This window comes from Planococcus plakortidis (genome assembly GCF_001687605.2).
Taxonomy (GTDB): Bacteria; Bacillota; Bacilli; order Bacillales_A; family Planococcaceae; genus Planococcus; species Planococcus plakortidis.
In genome coordinates, this window is record NZ_CP016539.2 from 1,564,303 (window position 1) to 1,582,279 (window position 17,977).

Consider the following 17,977-nt stretch of genomic DNA (forward strand, 5'->3'; position numbering starts at 1 on the left):
AGGCCTTTTTTTAAAAAAACAGCCTCGCTATTTCAAAATGATTCAAAAAAGTCTAAAATGGAGAGGTAGCTAAAAATAATACATAACAGGGGAGTAGGTATAATATGAAAATCCAAGAAATTCGCGAAATCATTAAATTGGTGGATAATTCTTCCATCAACGAATTCAGCTATGAATTCGATGGGGTCAAAGTCAAGATGAAGAAGAATTCAGCCGGCTCTGCACAGCCGTCGGCAACGGTACAGCCGCAAGTGGCAGAAGAGCCTGCACAGGCGCCTGCGCCGGCAGCCCCGAAACAGGCGGAACCAACTCAAGCTGCGCCGACAGAACAGCCTGTCCAAACGGAAACTGCTGAGCCTGCGGGCGCGTCCAATGAAGACTTGCACAAAATCCTGTCTCCGATGGTCGGCACGTTCTATCAATCGCCGTCACCGGAAGATGATCCATACGTGGCTGTAGGGACAAAAGTTTCTTCAGACCAAGTCGTTTGCATCGTTGAAGCGATGAAGCTCTTTAACGAAATCGAAGCAGAAGTGGATGGGGAAATCGCTGAGATCCTAGTCAAAGATGGCCAGTTGGTCGAATACGGTCAGCCATTGTTCCTCGTAAAAGCAAACTAAGGGGGGAGCTGACGATGATGAAAAAAGTATTGATTGCCAACCGCGGCGAAATTGCCGTGCGGATCATCCGCGCCTGTAAAGAGCTCGATATCCAGACCGTTGCAGTTTATTCGGAAGCGGACAAAGAAGCATTGCATGTTGAATTGGCCGATGAAGCGTATTGCATCGGGCCGAAGTTATCAAAAGACAGCTATTTGAACTTCTCCAACATCATCAGCGTCGCAAAACTGACGAATTGCGACGGCATCCACCCGGGGTATGGTTTCCTCGCTGAAAATTCGAGCTTCGCCGAATTATGTGAAGCGTGCGACATCATGTTCATCGGGCCGACAGCCGCAGCGATCTCGAAAATGGGCACAAAAGACGTCGCTCGTGAGACGATGCGCGCTGCAGGCGTTCCGGTCGTTCCCGGCTCCACCGGGATTGTCGGTAGCGAAGAGGAAGGCTTGGAGATCGCCGAGAAAATCGGTTTCCCGGTCATCATCAAGGCGACCGCGGGAGGCGGCGGCAAAGGGATCCGCGTAGCGAGAACACGCGAAGATTTCATCAAAGGCCTGAACATGACACAGAAAGAAGCGGCAGCAGCGTTCGGCAACCCAGGCGTCTATATCGAGAAATTCATCGAGGATTTCCGCCATATCGAAATCCAGGTGCTGGCCGATTCGCATGGCAATGCCATCCATCTGGGCGAACGGGATTGCTCGATCCAGCGCCGCATGCAAAAACTCGTCGAAGAAGCACCATCTCCGGCCTTGTCGGAAGAATTGCGTGCTGAAATGGGCGAGGCGGCCGTTAAAGCGGCGCAGGCGGTCAATTATCGCGGTGCCGGCACAGTCGAATTCATCTTCGATGTCGAAAACCAGAAATTCTATTTCATGGAGATGAATACGCGCATCCAGGTCGAACACCCGGTCACCGAAATGATCACGGGCATCGATTTGATCCAACAGCAATTGAAAGTCGCTTCCGGCGAAACGCTCGCCTACAAACAGGAAGATGTGACGTTCAAGGGCTGGTCGATCGAATGCCGCATCAACGCCGAAAACCCGCTCAAGAACTTCATGCCTTCTGCAGGGCGTGTGGATATGTATTTACCGCCGGGCGGCCTAGGCGTACGCGTCGATTCCGCCATGTATTCGGGCTATACGATCCCGCCTTATTATGATTCGATGGTGGCCAAGCTGATCACTTTCGCCGATACACGCGAGGAAGCAGTGGCCAAGATGAAACGTGCACTTGATGAATTTGTTGTCGAGGGTGTCTTCACGACCATTCCATTCCATCTGCGCCTCATGGATCACGAGGTGTTCAAATCCGGGGACTTCAACACAAAATTCCTGGAAAAATATGATGTAATGGGCTCCTGAGGAGGAATAATTAAATGGCAGAGAAAGTAATCCCCTATGTAAAAATGAAATCACCCGGAGCACAGGATCTCGGGAATATCGAAGTCGCGTCAGAAGTGCTGGAAATTATCGCCAGCATCGCAGCGACCGATATCGAAGGCGTTGCCAGCATGCGCGGCAATTTCGCTTCAGGCGTCGTTGAGCGCTTGGGCAAAAAAGTCCATGGCAAAGGCATCAAAACCGAGCTGTCGGATGAAGGGCTGGCCATCGATGTCTATTGCGTCATCGATTATGGCGTATCGATCCCGAAGACGGCCAAGAAAATCCAGGAACAAGTCCGCCAGACCTTGGAGACGATGACTTCGCTGCAGACGCAGGAAGTGAATGTTCACATCACCGGTATACATTTCGACAATCCACAAGTGGACTGATCAGCAGGCTGTCCGGACATGCTCATGCATGTTCCGGCCAGCCTTCTTTTTATGGGATACCCGGTGCTCTTGATGATTTGTTGGAACATTTCAAACTTGGAAGTTCCACGGGATTACCTGTATAATGGGGGGATAATCAGCTTGAAAAAGGAGACCGGAATTATGATGAAACGACACGAAGCACGGGAAAAAGCGCTTCAGACGCTATTCCAGCTCGATGGAACCGAATTGACAATCGAAGAGGCGATGGAACATGTCATTGAGGGCGAAACCGACCAGTTCTATAAATTGCTTGTGGAAGGGACGAACGGCAAGCAGCAGGAAATCGACGGGAAATTGAAGGGCCACCTGCAAAACTGGTCACTCGAGCGTTTGCCGAAAGTTGAACGCACCATTTTGCGCATGGCCGTATTTGAACTGGAATACATGGATGATGCCCCGAGCCGGGTCGTCTTGAACGAGGCGATCGAGTTGAGCAAAACCTTTGGGGATGACAAGTCCAGCCGTTTCGTCAACGGCGTGCTTTCGAAATTCACTGACCAAACTGCGAACTAATCATTGGAGGAATCTACGTGACTGCTGAATTGATTGATGGAAAAGCCGTAAGCCGGAAAATTAAAGAGCGAGTGCAACAACGTGTAGAGAAACTGAAAACAGAAGGAGTCACCCCGGGCCTTTCGGTCATACTCGTGGGCGATGATTCCGCTTCGCAAACCTATGTCAAAAACAAGAAAAAGACCTGCGAGTCCCTCGGCATGCGGTCGGACCTTCATTTATACCCCGCGTCCATGACCGAGCAGGAACTGCTTGAGAAAATCGATGAATTGAACAACGATCCGGATATCCACGGCATCCTGGTCCAATTGCCGCTTCCTGCGCAGATCGACGAATTCAAGATCATCACGGCCATCGCTCCCGAAAAGGATGTCGATGGCTTCCACCCGATATCGGTCGGCAATCTGATGATCGGCAAGGACACGTTCCTGCCATGCACGCCGCATGGGGTGATGGTGCTGCTTGAGCATTACGGCATCGACCCGGCAGGCAAGCATGCGGTCGTCATCGGCCGCAGCAATATCGTCGGCAAACCGGTCGGGCAATTGCTGCTGCAAAAAGATGCGACCGTGACCTATTGCCACTCCAAGACCCCGGACTTGAAGGCCATGACCAAGCAGGCGGACATCATCATCGCTGCGATCGGGCGGGCGAAGTTCATCGGGCCTGACCATATCAAAGAAGGCGCCGTCGTCATCGATGTCGGCATGAACCGGGACGAAAACGGGAAATTATGCGGCGACGTCGATTTCAGCGCGGTGCAAGAGCGTGCCGGGTTCATCACGCCTGTGCCGGGCGGCGTCGGGCCCATGACCATCGCGATGCTGATGGAAAATACTTGCCTATCGGCGGAAAAAGGATTATCGAAAGACAAAGCCGGCGAAAGCGTGTAAAATGAATAGCAAATAGAGCTGTTTTTCGAAAGAAAGACAGCTTTTTACTTTCCATAGACAGGGGTTGACATTTTGGCGACCGACCCGTACTTAAGTGTTGCAGCAATAACAAAATACATAAAGAAGAAATTCGATGCCGACCCCCATCTGCGTGATGTTTACGTAAAAGGGGAGCTGTCGAATGTGAAAATCCATACGAGCGGGCATATTTACTTTACGTTGAAAGACCAGAAGGCGCGCTTGCCGGCCGTCATGTTCTCGGCGCGGGCGAAATCGATGAAATTTCGCCCGGAAAGCGGCATGACCGTCCTGATCCGCGGAGATATCTCCGTCTACGAAGCATCGGGACAATACCAATTATATGCCCAGTCGATGCAGCCAGATGGCATCGGCGATTATTATTTGGCTTTCGAGCAATTAAAGGAAAAGCTCAATAAAGAAGGCTTGTTCAATGCTGCACATAAACAAGCCTTGCCGCAGTTTCCCGAAAAAGTGGCAGTCATCACGGCGCAGACCGGAGCCGCAGTTCGGGACATCATCACCACGCTGAAGCGCCGGTACCCGCTTGCGCAGATTGTGCTGTTCCCGACCTTGGTGCAAGGCCAGGGGGCAGTCCAGTCGATCGTCCAGTCGATCCAGCAGGCGAACCGCACAGACAGCGACGTCTTGATCGTCGGGCGCGGGGGCGGATCGATCGAAGATCTGTGGGCTTTCAATGAAGAAGCGGTGGCACGTGCGATCCATGCATCAGGCATCCCGGTCATCTCGGCAGTCGGCCATGAGACCGATACGACGATCGCTGATTTTGTGGCGGATTTGCGGGCAGCGACCCCGACAGCCGCCGCAGAGCTCGCGGTGCCGAGCCGCATCGAGCTGCTCGAGCGCGTCATGGGCCAGCGCCAAGCGATGTTCCGCCTCATGTCAAATGACCTGGAACAGCGCCGCATCCGCCTGACACAGCTCCAAAATTCATATCCGATGGCATATCCGGACCGCCTCTACCGGCCGTTCATCGAGCGCATCGAACGGGCGACGGACGCATTGCAGCGTGAGACCGTGCTTACGGTCAAGCGTTCGGGAGACCGCCTTTCCATGCTGTCCCGCCAATTGGAAAACCGCAACCCGGCTGACCGCATCCGCCAGGCGGACCGCGATTTGGCCGTTCTTGCGGACCGTCTCGACCAGCGCATTACCCAAGTGTTCCGGCAGCGGGACCAGCAATTGAAATCTGCCATCCGCACGTTGGATGCGCTCAGCCCCTTGAAAGTCATGGACAGGGGCTATGCGATTCCGTTCAAGGAAGGCGGCGTGGTGAAATCCGTGGATCAGCTGGGGCTTGGCGACAGGCTGAGCCTTTCATTGAAAGACGGGGAAATCGAGACCGTCATCGAAGCGATCAACCCAAAAGATAAGGAGCGCGACTAAATGGCAGAAAACAACTTGATGTTCAATGACGCAATGGAGCAGTTGGAGGAAATCGTCAAATTGCTCGAGCAAGGCGATGTACCCCTCGAGGAAGCCTTGACGCTTTACCAAAAAGGCATGGAATTATCGAAGCTGTGCCACGATAAATTGAAAAATGCCGAGAACCAGCTGGTGACGATGATGAAGGATGGCAAGGAAGTCCCTGCTGAAATCGAAGGGGAAGGGAATGCGCAATGAACTTAAAACAATTCAGAACCCATTATGAACCGGTCATCCAGCAGGAGATGGCGGAATTGATCAGAGCATTGGCGATTCCGGAATCACTGAAGGAGTCCATGCATTATTCCTTGCAGGCAGGAGGCAAGCGCATCCGGCCGATGCTCGTGCTCGCCACGATGCATGAACAAGGCGCAGCCCATCCCGATGCCTTGAAAGTGGCTGCTGCGATCGAAATGATCCATACATATTCCTTGATTCACGATGATTTGCCGAGCATGGACAATGATGACCTGCGCCGCGGCATGCCTACCAACCATAAAGTGTTCGGCGAAGCGGTCGCCATTTTAGCGGGCGATGCCCTGTTGACCTTGAGCTTCGGCATCCTGTCGCGCCTGGAAGATGTTTCCGCAGAAGATAAAATACGCCTCATCGACCTGTTGTCGACAGCGGCGGGCGCGGAAGGCATGGTTGGTGGTCAGGTCCTCGATATCGAAGGGGAAGAACAACAGCTGAGCCTGGAACAATTGGAACAAGTGCATGTATTGAAGACAGGTGCTTTGCTGACCTACAGCATCATTTCAGGGGCGATCCTCGCAGGAGCCAGTTCCGATCAGTTGGTGGCGCTTTCAACTTTCGGCCGCCATCTGGGCTTGGCCTTCCAGATCCAGGATGATATTTTGGATGTCACCGGCACATCCGAAGAACTCGGGAAAACAGCCGGAAAAGACGAGTCGAGCGACAAAAGCACGTATCCCGGCATCCTGACTTTGCCGAAAGCGAAGGAAAAGCTGGATCATCACGCACAACAGGCACTGGATGCGCTTAGTGAACTTCCCGGAGACCAGCGATTATTGAAGGAATTGACTGAGCTGATCGTCCAGCGAAAAAGCTGAAAATAGGGCTCTTGTTTGTACATTTGCCCTGTCTTGCTATAATATGGGGAGACAACAATACAGGAAAATATAGAAAAAAGGTGTGTGATGGCAAATGGATCTTCATTCGATAACTGGTCCATCTTTCCTCAAAGAGCTGAATTCAGAGCAACTGGAGCTCTTAAGTGAAGATATCCGTCGATTTCTCATAGAAAATCTTTCGAAAACCGGTGGGCATATCGGCCCAAACCTCGGCGTGGTGGAATTGACGATTGCGCTTCACCGCGTGTTCGACAGCCCGGATGATAAATTGATCTGGGATGTCGGGCATCAGTCCTACGTCCATAAAATCTTGACAGGTCGCGCGGATCAATTCGAGACGCTACGGAAATTCAAAGGCCTGTGCGGCTTCCCGAAACGCAATGAAAGCGATCACGATGTCTGGGAAACTGGCCACAGCTCGACTTCCTTGTCTGCGGCGATGGGCATGGCGGCAGCGCGCGATATTAAAAAAGACAAAAATTATGTCATCCCGATCATCGGCGATGGCGCATTGACCGGCGGCATGGCGTTTGAGGCGCTGAACCATATTGGGCATGCCCAGACCGACATGACCGTCATCCTTAATGATAACGAGATGTCGATCGCACCGAACGTTGGGGCGCTGCATAGCGTTCTTGGACGCATGCGGACAGCCGGCAAATACAATAAAGTCAAAGACGACCTCGAATATTTGCTGAAAAAAGTGCCGGCAGTCGGAGGCAAGCTCGCTTCAACGGCAGAGCGCGTCAAAGACAGCCTGAAATACCTGGTCGTTTCGGGGATGTTCTTCGAAGAGCTCGGCTTTACCTACCTCGGCCCGATCGACGGGCATGACCTGGAGGAGCTTGAAGACAACCTGGAATATGCGAAAAAAACGAAAGGCCCTGTCCTGCTTCATGTCATTACGAAAAAAGGCAAAGGCTATTTGCCGGCCGAACAGGATAAAATCGGCACATGGCACGGGATCGGGCCATATAAAATGGAAACCGGCGATTTGGTGAAATCTTCCTCCACAGCCCCTTCGTGGAGCGGGCTGATCGCGGAAACCGCCCGCAAACTGGCGCGCACCGATGAACGCATCGTCGCCATTACGCCAGCGATGCCTGTCGGTTCGAAATTGGAAGGGTTCGCCTCCGAATTCCCTGAGCGCATGTTCGATGTCGGGATTGCCGAACAGCATGCGACGACAATGGCCGCGGGTCTTGCGACACAAGGGATGAAGCCGTTCCTTGCGATTTATTCGACATTCCTGCAGCGCGCCTATGATCAGGTAGTCCATGACATTTGCCGCCAGAACTTGAACGTCTTCATCGGCATCGATCGCTCGGGCCTTGTCGGCGCGGATGGCGAAACACACCAAGGGGTCTTTGATATCGCCTTCCTTCGCCATCTTCCGAACATGGTCTTAATGATGCCGAAAGATGAGAATGAAGGGCAGCATATGGTCAAGACGGCGGTCGATTACAACGGGGGCCCGATTGCCTTGCGCTATCCGCGCGGCAATGGCCTCGGAGTGCCGATGGACGATGAACTGAAGGCGATCCCGATCGGCAGCTGGGAAGTGCTGGAACAAGGCACGGACGCCGTCATCCTGACATTCGGCACAACTATTCCGATGGCACTCCATGCAGCCGGGCAGTTGCGCGACGAAGGCATCCGGGTGGAAGTTGTCAACGCGCGCTTCATCAAACCGATGGACGAAGAGATGTTGGCATCGATTTTCAGCCGCAATGTACCGGTGTTGACAATCGAGGAAGCGGTATTGCAAGGCGGCTTCGGCAGTGCGGTACTTGAGTATGCGCATGATAACGGCCATTCGCATGCTGTCATCGACCGCATGGGCATTCCGGTTCTCTTCATCGAACATGGCGATGTCGCGGAGTTGATGGACGAAATCCACCTCAACAGCGATGAAGTGGTCAAGAAAGTGAAATCGCGCATCAACCACAATTCACAGCAGCAGGAGCGGTCGAACGCCCTATGAATAAAGTGAAAAAAGAACGGGTGGATGTCCTGTTAGTGGAACGGGGCATCTGCGAAACACGTGAAAAAGCCAAGCGCGCCATCATGGCCGGGGTGATTTTCTCAGGCAGCGAACGCCTCGAGAGACCCGGCGAAAAGATCCCTGTAGATGCGCCGCTTGAGAAAAAAGGAAATGATTTGCGCTACGTCAGCCGTGGCGGCCTGAAACTGGAAAAGGCGCTCGCTGAATTCGATGTCACGGTAGACGGCAAAATGATGCTCGATATCGGCTCATCGACTGGCGGATTCACCGATTGCGCATTGCAAAACGGCGCCCGCCATGGCTATGCGCTCGATGTCGGCTACAACCAACTGGCCTGGAAAATCCGCCAAGATCCTCGTGTCACGGTCATGGAACGCACGAATTTCCGTCACTCGAAACCTGAAGATTTCCAGGAAGGCTTGCCGGAAGTGGCGACGATCGACGTCTCCTTCATTTCATTGCGCATCATCCTGCCGGTACTGAAGACCATTTTGGTGCCAGGCGGCGATTGCATCGCGCTCGTTAAACCCCAATTCGAAGCGGGGCGTGAGAAAGTGGGCAAGAAAGGCATTGTCCGCGACCCGAAAGTGCACCGGGAAGTGCTGCAAAAAGTGGCAGCCCATGCCGTCGATTGCGGTTTTGAAGTCAAGGCGATGACCCATTCCCCGATTACCGGAGGCGAAGGGAATATCGAGTTCCTGTTCCATCTGGTCTCCAACGAACAGGGGGTCAAAAGCGATTTGCCGGATGCGCAGTCGATTGCACAAGTCGTCGAGCGGGCCCATGCCGCTTTTAAGGAACAACATACACCGCTATCATAAAAGGGCTGGGGAATCATTTCCCCGCCCTTTTTTGGTGGCTTGCCGCTGGAAATGAGTGAAGCCAGCCGATAAGGGGTAAATAGTTCTATGGTGGACACGATGTTTTCTTGTCATCAACGCGGTTTAGAGGTACGATATAAAGTATATGGAATAATTATTCACTCAAGGGGGAGCACCATGAATAAAGGACAACGTCATATCAAAATCCGCGACTTGATCTCAAATCGCGAAATCGAAACGCAAGATGATTTGGTCGACTTATTGAAGGCTGCGGGCTATGAAGTGACGCAAGCGACCGTATCGCGCGATATCAAGGAACTTCATCTAGTGAAAGTCCCATTGCAGGACGGTCGTTATAAATACAGTTTGCCGGCGGACCAGCGTTTTAACCCGATGCAGAAACTGCACCGGGCGCTTACTGACGCATTCGTCAGCATCGATGGGGCCAGCCATTTTTTGGTCATGAAAACACTGCCGGGAAATGCCCACGCGATCGGGTCTTTGATCGACCATTTGGATTGGGAGGAAATTCTGGGGACCATCTGCGGGGATGACACATGCTTGATCATCTGCCGTGATGTGGAACACCGCGAAGTATTGAAACAACGCTTGATTGAAATGCTTTAATTAAAGAGGTGGGTGTATATGCTGCGAGAATTGGATATCCGCAATTTTGCGATTATCGATACATTATCGGTCAGTTTTACAGAAGGCATGACAGTCCTGACAGGGGAAACAGGTGCAGGTAAATCGATCATCATCGATGCCGTGCACTTACTGGCCGGAGGGCGCGGAAGCCAGGAATTCATTCGACACGGGGCACAGAAAGCCGAAATCGAAGGCTTGTTCCATATTGAGGGCAATAAGCATCCGGTCCATAAAAAACTGGAGGACTTCGGCATCCAGGCGAGCGATGGGGATGTCCTGTTGCGCCGCGAGCTGAACGGCAAAGGGAAAAATGTCTGCCGCATCAACGGCAAACTCGTGACCATCTCGATCTTGCGCGAAGTGGGGGCTGCTTTGATCGATATCCACGGCCAGCACGAGACGCAGGAGTTGATGGACGAGAAGCAGCATCTTCATCTATTGGATCAATTTGCCGGGAAGCTGTTGACCAAGGCCAAGGAGGGGTATGGCCATACATTCGAAAAATATACGAAATTAAAGCGTGAGTTCGCCAGTTATAATGAGAATGAGCAACAGATCGCACAGCGCATCGATTTGCTGACCTTCCAACTGCGTGAAATCGAAGAAGCCCAGCTTGTGCCGGGCGAGGAAGAAACGCTGTTGGAGGAACGCAAACGGCTGCAGAATTTCACCAAGATTTTCGAATCGATTTCACAAGCCCATGAAGCGATTCAAGGGGAATCGAAAGGGCTGGATTGGGTCGGCAACGCGATGAGCGAACTGGAACATGCCGCAGCGGTCGACGAGCAGTTCCAAGAGGCTTCGGAATCGGTTGCAGGGGCATTCTATCAGCTCCAGGACACAGCGACTGAAATCAAGCGCATCCTGGATCAGCTGGAATTCGACCCGGAACGGCTCAATGAAATCGAGCAGCGCCTTGGACTATTGCAATCCTTGAAGCGCAAATACGGCGCGTCGGTCGAAGATATGCTATTGTATCAGGAAGAGCAGGCCGATGAACTGGACAAATTGCTAAACCGCGACCAACGATTGCGTCTCGATCAGGAGAAGCTCAAGGAATTGACCGAGGACTTGCGCATCGAAGCGGAAGAACTGACCTTGCTCAGAAAACAGGCGGCAGCCAAATTGGCGAAAGCGATCATGGAACAATTGAAGGAGCTCCATATGGGCAAAGCTTCATTCGAGGTCCAGTTCAACCTGCTGCCGAAAGGGAAATTCGACCGTTTTGGCCAGGACAGCATCGCATTCCATATTTCGACGAATGTTGGGGAACCTTTGAAGCCGCTGACGAAAGTGGCTTCAGGCGGTGAATTGTCGCGCATGATGCTTGCCTTGAAGACGATCTTTTCCAAGCACCAGGGCATCACTTCGATCATATTCGATGAAGTCGACACGGGCGTCAGTGGCCGTGTGGCGCAGGCGATTGCGGAGAAAATCGCTGCCATCGCCCGCCATTCCCAGGTGCTATGCATTTCCCACCTTCCGCAAGTCGCTGCGATGGCAGACCAGCATCTGTTTATCGAGAAAAAAGTGTCGAAAGACCGCACGACCACATCGGTGAAGGAATTGACCGGGCGTAAGCGTACCGAAGAAATGAGCCGCATGCTGTCAGGGGCGGAAATCACAGAATTGACCTTACAGCATGCTGACGAACTGCTGACTTTGGCGAGGGACCGGAAGCTGTTGATGAAATAAGGGGCCGGAGCCTGTATTTTAGGAGAGAAAAATATGGAGAAAATAAAAATCGCCATTGCCGATGACAATCGTGAGCTTGTCGAACTGATGACCGAATTTCTGGATTCACAGCCCAATATGGAAGTGGTGGGCGTCGCCTACGATGGCAGGGAATGCATAGGCATCTTGGAACAGACCGATGCGGACATCTTATTGCTCGACATCATCATGCCGTATCTCGATGGGATTGCGGTACTCGATGTGCTGCGTGCCGATGAACGCATGAGCAAGATCCATGTCATCATGCTGTCCGCATTCGGCCAGGAGTCGATCATGAGCCAAGCTGCGGATTACGGGGCGTCCTATTTCATCATGAAACCGTTCGAGACCGAACGGCTGGTCATGCAAATCAACCATATTATGAAAAACGGTGACCAGCCTGCGAAAAACGGTATGGTGACAAAAGATGAGCTCATTACTTTGAGGCTGAAGGACATCGGCGTGCCGCCGCATTTGAAAGGCTATATGTATTTGAAGGCGGCCGTATCGATCGTCGTGGATGAGCCTTCCGCACTTGGCAAAGTGACGAAAGAGCTATACCCGAAGATCGCCTTGAAATTCGATACGACGCCGGCGCGGGTCGAGAGGTCGATCCGGCATGCCATCGAGCAGGTATGGGTACGCAGCGAATCCGTCAAGCATATCGCCAGCGTGTTCGGCTATAGTGAAGCGCATCTGCAATCGAAGCCGTCCAATTCCGAATTCATCGCCATGATTGTCGACAGTCTCGGCGCGAATGATGCACAATAAACATGAACCGCCGCCTGCTAAGGGCCGCGGTTTTTTTGTGCTTCAGCGCCTTATTAATAAATGTATTTAATTACATAAGGAAATATATGAAATCAAAAAAAGCCAGCAAGAAAGCCCAACACTTGCACCTGAACCATGAAATGATAAAATAAATGATCGAAGCCAGGTCCTATCCAAAAGGGGGGTAGCTATGCCTGAAATCGGAATTTACGCGCATCGTGGCGCTTCTGGCCATGCACTTGAAAATACTTGGCATGCATTTGAGCTGGCGCATCAAATCCAAGTGGGCATCGAGTTGGATGTCCAGATGACAAGAGACGGCATTGCAATCGTTTATCACGATGACCAATTGAGACGCTTGACGGGGTTGCGGGCGGACATTCAAGATATGCGTTATGAATCATTGAAATTGCTGACGATCCGGAAAAAGTTCAGGCGTTTCGGGCGCCACTCGATCCCGTTGGCATATGAAGTCATTGACTGGGCCAAGAAGAAAGGCATCCCGTTGAATATCGAATTGAAGTCATCTGTCGCTAAGCATCCTGACGGTCCCGGCATCGTCTCGGCATTACTGGAAGGGGGAGGGGATATCCATCTTTCCTCATTTGATGTTGAGCTTCTCGCGAAGATGAAGCATTTGCAGCCGCATATCGAAACGGCGTGGATATTGAAACGCGCTGAACAGTGGAGTGAACTGGAGAATTACCAATGGCTTGATTATTTCCATTTCCATAAAAGGTTCCACAAGCCCAAATGGCTGGAACCGATCGCGAAAATGGATAAACCGGTAAGGCTTTATGGAGTATCCGGAAACGAACGGTTTCTTCACGCGCTGCACCCCTCAGTCAAGGGGATCATTACCGATTATCCTGCACGTATTAAATCATTACGGAAAACCATTGAAACGGAATTGCAGCATTAAAGGAAAAAGCCAGCGGGGAACGATCGTTCCCCGCTGGCTTTTTTATGTGTTCAATGCATAGCTTCATTTATCGCTTTTGGAACCGTTCAGACACATTGCCTTTTTTACGGTCGCGATTCAGCAGGAACCCGGCGAAGAAGCCGATGCCGATTACTGTAAATAACGTCCCGAGGGTAAACTGCATCCAGAGCGCAGGATACGGTTCGAGCAATTTACTGAAAAGGGTATCCCGCATTAATTTGATGCCATAAGCGGCCATGACGCCGGGAATGAGCAAAATGATAAATGCAATAAATCGTCCCATGTATTCCACATCCTTCATGTTCCATTGTTTCCAATCCGCTCAAAGTTGTCAAGAATTGTCCCCTGCGGTAGGCTAGAAATATATGTGCAGTCCATTGCACGAATCGGGATAGAAAGGTTTGAAGGAAATTGCAAAAAGTGATCATAATCGGCGGCGGAATCGGCGGGTCTGCGATTCTGAAACTGCTCGTCGAATCAGGATGGTTCAATGTCGAAGGAGTGGCGGATATCGATGCGGCAGCGCCAGCTTTACGGGAAGCCGAAAAGTTCCGGATCTCCACATCCACGGATTATCGGGAGTTGCCGAAAGCGGTCGATATCGTCTTCAATGTCACCGGCGACGACGACTTGACGCAGCGCCTGCGCCGTTTTTATCCCCCGCGAACTGTCATCATCCCGGGGAGCGTCGCCAACATCTTCGTACGTTTAATGGATGAGAAAGAACACTATATCAATAGGCTGAGCAACGAGAGCCACAAAGGATCAATCATTTTCAATTCGATCGACGAAGGCATGGTCGGCATCGATCTTGATAACCATATAAATTTCATCAACCGCAGTGCCGCGCGCATGCTTTCGGTCAAGCAGGAGGAAGCGATCGGCCGGCATATTCATGAATTGATTTCGATGAGCGAATTGCCGAGAATCATCGAGACAGGCAGGACAGAATTGAACCGTGAGCTGGAACTGAAGGACGGCTCGAAAATCGTCACGAGCCGGTTCCCGATGATCGATGAAACCGGTGAATTGATCGGTGCCTTTGCGGTATTCAAGGACATCACGGAAGTGGTTTCGCTCGCCGAGGAAATCACCGACCTGAAGGAAATCCAAACGATGCTCCAAGCAATCATCCAATCCAGCGACGATGCCATTTCCGTGGTGGACGAAAAAGGCAACGGTTTGCTCGTCAATCCGGCCTATACAAGAATTACGGGTCTTGAGATGGAACAAGTCATCGGCCGCCCGGCGTCTGCGGACATTTCGGAAGGCGAAAGCATGCACTTCAAGGCCTTGCAAACACGTAAGCCAGTGCGCGGTGTCAATTTGAAAGTCGGACCGGCCAAACGGGAAGTCATCGTCAACGTGGCGCCGATCATCGTCGATAACCAATTGAAGGGGAGCGTCGGGGTCATCCATGACACGACGGAAATCCGTTCGCTTATGAAAGAACTGGACCGTGCGAGAAGCATCATCCGGACGCTTGAATCGAAGTATACCTTCGATGACATCATCGGCTTATCGCCCGAAATGCAATTGTCACTGCAGCAAGCGAAACTCGCCGCCCAAACACTTGTAACCGTGCTGTTGCGCGGCGAGTCGGGCACGGGCAAGGAATTGTTCGCGCACGCCATCCACAGCGCCAGCGAAAGGCAGTTCAATAAATTCGTCCGGGTCAATTGTGCGGCCGTATCAAGTGAGCAATTGGATGCCGAACTGTTCGGTTACGAAGAAGGCGCCACGCTTGAAAGCCGGACCGGGGCAAAGCGGGGATTGCTGGAAGAGGCGAACAACGGCAGCATCTTTCTCGACGAAATCGGGGAATTGTCCCCTCAGATCCAAAGCAAATTGCTGCGGGTATTGCAGGAACACGAAACGATGCGGATCGGCGGGACCAAGCCGATCCCAGTCAATGTCCGTGTCATCGCCTCGACCAATGCCAATATGGAAAAGGCGCTGCTTGACGGGACCTTCAGGGAAGACCTGTATTACCGGCTGAACCGCATGCCGATATTGATTCCGCCATTGCGCAGCAGGAAACAGGACATCCCGCGCATCGTCGACCGCCTGTTGCTGAAGCTCAACCAGGAATATGGGCGCAATGTAGAAAGTGTATCGGAAAAAGCCTTGCAATTCCTGAAGATGTACGATTGGCCGGGGAATGTGCGGGAATTAGAGAACATCTTGAGTCGGTCGATGATTTTTATGCAAATGAACGATAAAGTCATGACGGAAGACCATATCCCCTTGAATATGCTGAAAGCGAAAGAAGCAAAGAACGAAGTGATCATTCCCGCGTCGGCTCCCTTGCAGGAACAACTGGAAACCGTCGAGCGCGGCATCCTCCATAGAGCGCTTGAGGAAGCGAAGGGCAATAAATCGAAAACCGCGAAACAACTCCAGATTTCTTTGCGCACTTTATACTATAAATTGGAAAAATTCGGACTACTATAAGCTTTTGCAACTCTTTGCAAGGTTTTGCAAAAATTTGCAAAGAGAACTGCCGTATTTTGCAAATAAAACGCTTACATCCCTTATATCTCAAGTTTTCTTCTGTTTTAATAAAAAAGAATGAGGTGATAGATATGACCACTTTGCAACGCATCGTCGATGAAATCGACTTACAGGATGAGCACGCTGTTGCCGTGGCAGCCGCTGCGGACCACGCAGTTTTGGAAGCCATTTCATTGGCGCTCGATCAAAATCTGGCAAGCTTTCATCTATACGATGACGAATCCACTTTAAAGCAATTAATTGCGGATGACTTTCCACATTTAAAAGGACATCCGAAACTGGCCTTTCATCATGTGAACGGAGCTCAGCAAGCGGCAAAAGAAGCGGTGCGGGCCGTCTTCATGAATGACGCCAGCGTATTGATGAAAGGGCATATCCCGACTGCAACACTGATGAAGGCCGCGCTCAATGCCGATTACGGCCTTCGCACCGGATCGGTATTGTCACATGTAGCGGCTTTCGAGGTCGAAGGCTATGACAGGCTCATTTTCGTAACCGATGCCGGCATGAACCTCGAACCGTCGCTTCAGGAAAAAGCGCAGATCATCCGCAATGCGGTCCAGGTGGCGCGGGCGAATGGTGTCGAACTGCCGATCGTGGCTGCGCTCGCGGCGGTGGAAGTCGTCAATCCTGCCATGCAGGCGACTCTGGATGCCGCCGCGCTGGCCGCCATGAACAAACGCGGGCAGATTACCGATTGCATCGTCGATGGGCCGCTCGCCCTGGACAACGCCATCTCCGTGGAAGCGGCAAAGCATAAACGCATCGAAGGGGACACAGCGGGGCATGCAGACATCCTGTTGGTGCCAAACATCGAAGCAGGAAATATCCTCTATAAATCACTTGTCTATTTTTCGAAAGCCAAAGTCGGCGGCATCATTGCAGGCGCAAAAGCGCCGATCGTCTTGACATCGCGCGCCGACAGTGCAGAAAGCAAATTATTCTCTCTCGCTTTAGCATTGCGCTCAGCGACTCTATAAAAGCAGCGTCTATTCAACAGATCGCTGCCCATTAAAATTTTTGCCAAAATCAGCAGAAACCACTAGGAGGAATTTATGATGGAAATTTTCAAAAAAATGGAAGAACACGACTACGAGCAATTGGTATTTTGCCAGGACAAAAACTCAGGGCTGAAAGCCATCATCTGCATCCACGATACGACTCTTGGGCCGGCTCTTGGCGGCACACGCATGTGGAACTATGAGACTGAAGAAGAGGCGATTGAAGACGCGATCCGCCTAGGGCGCGGCATGACGTACAAAAACGCAGCTGCGGGGCTTAACCTCGGCGGCGGCAAGACCGTCATCATCGGCGATCCGCTGAAAGACAAAAATGAAGAAATGTTCCGCGCTTTCGGCCGTTTCATCCAAGGCTTGAACGGCCGTTACATCACGGCTGAAGATGTGGGGACGACTGTCGCCGATATGGACATGATCCACGAAGAAACGGATTTCGTTACAGGCATCTCGCCGGCATTCGGTTCATCCGGCAATCCGTCCCCTGTCACTGCGTACGGCGCATACATCGGCATGAAAGCTGCTGCGATGGAAGCTTACGGCGACGATTCACTTGAAGGCAAAACAGTGGCAGTGCAAGGCGTCGGTAACGTCGCGTATCCACTATGTGAGTACTTGCACAAGGAAGGCGCGAAATTGATCGTCACAGACATCAATAAAGAAGCGGTTCAGCGTGCAGTGGAGGCATTCGGCGCAACTGCAGTCGAGCCTAACGAAATCTATTCGCAGGATGCGGATATCTTTGCGCCATGTGCTATGGGAGCGATCATCAACGATGAGACGATTCCTCAATTGAAAGTCAAAGTAGTTGCAGGCTCTGCCAACAACCAGTTGAAAGAAGAACGCCACGGCGATGAACTCGAAGCACGCGGCATCGTTTACGCACCGGATTTCGTCATCAACTCAGGCGGCGTCATCAACGTAGCGGATGAGCTTTACGGCTACAACAACGAACGCGCCATGAAACGCGTTGAAACGATCTACGACAGCATCACGCGCATCTTCGAAATCGCTAAACGCGACGGGATCCCGAGCTATATCGCTGCTGAGCGCATGGCTGAAGAGCGTATCGAACGCGTCCGTAATTCCAGAAGCCAATTCCTGCGCAGCGGCCACGGCCACGATATCTTGAGCAGACGCTAA

Annotated in this window: 18 protein-coding genes; 17 read left to right on the top strand and 1 reads right to left on the bottom strand. The window is 51.9% G+C overall.

Annotation, left to right across the window (positions count from 1 at the left end):
• Positions 1-104 precede the first annotated feature (104 nt).
• From accB to BBI15_RS08000, 14 genes are all read left to right on the top strand, one after another.
• Positions 105-620, top strand: coding sequence for an acetyl-CoA carboxylase biotin carboxyl carrier protein (accB, locus tag BBI15_RS07935; protein ID WP_068869071.1), 516 nt, complete (start codon positions 105-107; stop codon positions 618-620).
• 14 nt (positions 621-634) lie between these two features.
• Positions 635-1,987: an acetyl-CoA carboxylase biotin carboxylase subunit gene (gene accC, locus BBI15_RS07940; RefSeq protein WP_068869072.1), complete on the top strand. Its 1,353-nt coding sequence runs from the start codon at positions 635-637 to the stop codon at positions 1,985-1,987.
• Positions 1,988-2,001: 14 nt separating this feature from the next.
• Positions 2,002-2,397 carry an Asp23/Gls24 family envelope stress response protein gene (locus BBI15_RS07945; RefSeq protein WP_068869073.1) on the top strand — a complete coding sequence of 132 codons (396 nt, stop codon included), beginning with the start codon at positions 2,002-2,004 and terminating at the stop codon, positions 2,395-2,397.
• A gap of 165 nt (positions 2,398-2,562) precedes the next feature.
• Positions 2,563-2,952 (top strand): transcription antitermination factor NusB, encoded by a 390-nt coding sequence (gene nusB, locus BBI15_RS07950; RefSeq protein WP_068872548.1) that lies wholly within the window; start codon positions 2,563-2,565, stop codon positions 2,950-2,952.
• 17 nt (positions 2,953-2,969) lie between these two features.
• Positions 2,970-3,845 carry a bifunctional methylenetetrahydrofolate dehydrogenase/methenyltetrahydrofolate cyclohydrolase FolD gene (folD, locus tag BBI15_RS07955; protein ID WP_068869074.1) on the top strand — a complete coding sequence of 292 codons (876 nt, stop codon included), beginning with the start codon at positions 2,970-2,972 and terminating at the stop codon, positions 3,843-3,845.
• A 72-nt stretch (positions 3,846-3,917) separates the two neighbouring features.
• Positions 3,918-5,270: an exodeoxyribonuclease VII large subunit gene (xseA, locus tag BBI15_RS07960; protein ID WP_068869075.1), complete on the top strand. Its 1,353-nt coding sequence runs from the start codon at positions 3,918-3,920 to the stop codon at positions 5,268-5,270.
• A complete protein-coding gene (xseB, locus tag BBI15_RS07965) occupies positions 5,271-5,507 on the top strand; it encodes an exodeoxyribonuclease VII small subunit (protein WP_068869076.1) in 237 nt (78 codons plus the stop codon).
• On the top strand, positions 5,504-6,382 hold the full coding sequence (locus BBI15_RS07970; RefSeq protein WP_068869077.1) for a polyprenyl synthetase family protein: 879 nt from the start codon (positions 5,504-5,506) through the stop codon (positions 6,380-6,382). Before xseB ends, BBI15_RS07970 begins: the two co-directional genes overlap by 4 nt.
• Positions 6,383-6,476: 94 nt before the next feature.
• The gene (dxs, locus tag BBI15_RS07975) at positions 6,477-8,387 is read left to right on the top strand and encodes a 1-deoxy-D-xylulose-5-phosphate synthase (RefSeq protein WP_068869078.1); all 1,911 of its coding nucleotides are present in this window, start codon (positions 6,477-6,479) and stop codon (positions 8,385-8,387) included.
• Positions 8,384-9,229: a TlyA family RNA methyltransferase gene (locus BBI15_RS07980; protein WP_068869079.1), complete on the top strand. Its 846-nt coding sequence runs from the start codon at positions 8,384-8,386 to the stop codon at positions 9,227-9,229. The genes dxs and BBI15_RS07980 overlap by 4 nt, the downstream gene beginning before the upstream one ends.
• Before the next feature lie 177 nt (positions 9,230-9,406).
• The gene (gene ahrC / locus BBI15_RS07985) at positions 9,407-9,856 is read left to right on the top strand and encodes a transcriptional regulator AhrC/ArgR (protein WP_058380870.1); all 450 of its coding nucleotides are present in this window, start codon (positions 9,407-9,409) and stop codon (positions 9,854-9,856) included.
• Positions 9,857-9,874: 18 nt separating this feature from the next.
• Entirely contained in the window at positions 9,875-11,572 is a 1,698-nt protein-coding gene (gene recN / locus BBI15_RS07990; protein ID WP_068869080.1) for a DNA repair protein RecN, read from the top strand.
• Between the two features lie 33 nt (positions 11,573-11,605).
• The gene (gene spo0A / locus BBI15_RS07995; RefSeq protein WP_068869081.1) at positions 11,606-12,361 is read left to right on the top strand and encodes a sporulation transcription factor Spo0A; all 756 of its coding nucleotides are present in this window, start codon (positions 11,606-11,608) and stop codon (positions 12,359-12,361) included.
• 190 nt (positions 12,362-12,551) lie between these two features.
• Complete coding sequence (locus BBI15_RS08000; RefSeq protein ID WP_068869082.1) at positions 12,552-13,283, top strand: glycerophosphodiester phosphodiesterase; 732 nt, start codon at positions 12,552-12,554, stop codon at positions 13,281-13,283.
• Positions 13,284-13,350: 67 nt separating this feature from the next.
• Here BBI15_RS08000 and BBI15_RS08005 read toward each other — a convergent pair whose 3' ends face one another.
• Positions 13,351-13,587, bottom strand: a complete 237-nt coding sequence (locus BBI15_RS08005; protein WP_068869083.1) for a DUF2627 domain-containing protein — start codon at positions 13,585-13,587, stop codon at positions 13,351-13,353.
• Between the two features lie 128 nt (positions 13,588-13,715).
• On the opposite strand from BBI15_RS08005, the gene BBI15_RS08010 reads away from it, so the two are divergent.
• The 3 genes from BBI15_RS08010 (at position 13,716) to BBI15_RS08020 (ending at position 17,977) form a co-directional block, all read left to right on the top strand.
• Positions 13,716-15,758, top strand: a complete 2,043-nt coding sequence (locus tag BBI15_RS08010; protein WP_068869084.1) for a sigma-54 interaction domain-containing protein — start codon at positions 13,716-13,718, stop codon at positions 15,756-15,758.
• Between the two features lie 122 nt (positions 15,759-15,880).
• On the top strand, positions 15,881-16,798 hold the full coding sequence (yqiS, locus tag BBI15_RS08015; RefSeq protein ID WP_257785648.1) for a phosphate butyryltransferase: 918 nt from the start codon (positions 15,881-15,883) through the stop codon (positions 16,796-16,798).
• A 78-nt stretch (positions 16,799-16,876) separates the two neighbouring features.
• Positions 16,877-17,977, top strand: coding sequence for a Leu/Phe/Val dehydrogenase (locus BBI15_RS08020; protein WP_068869086.1), 1,101 nt, complete (start codon positions 16,877-16,879; stop codon positions 17,975-17,977).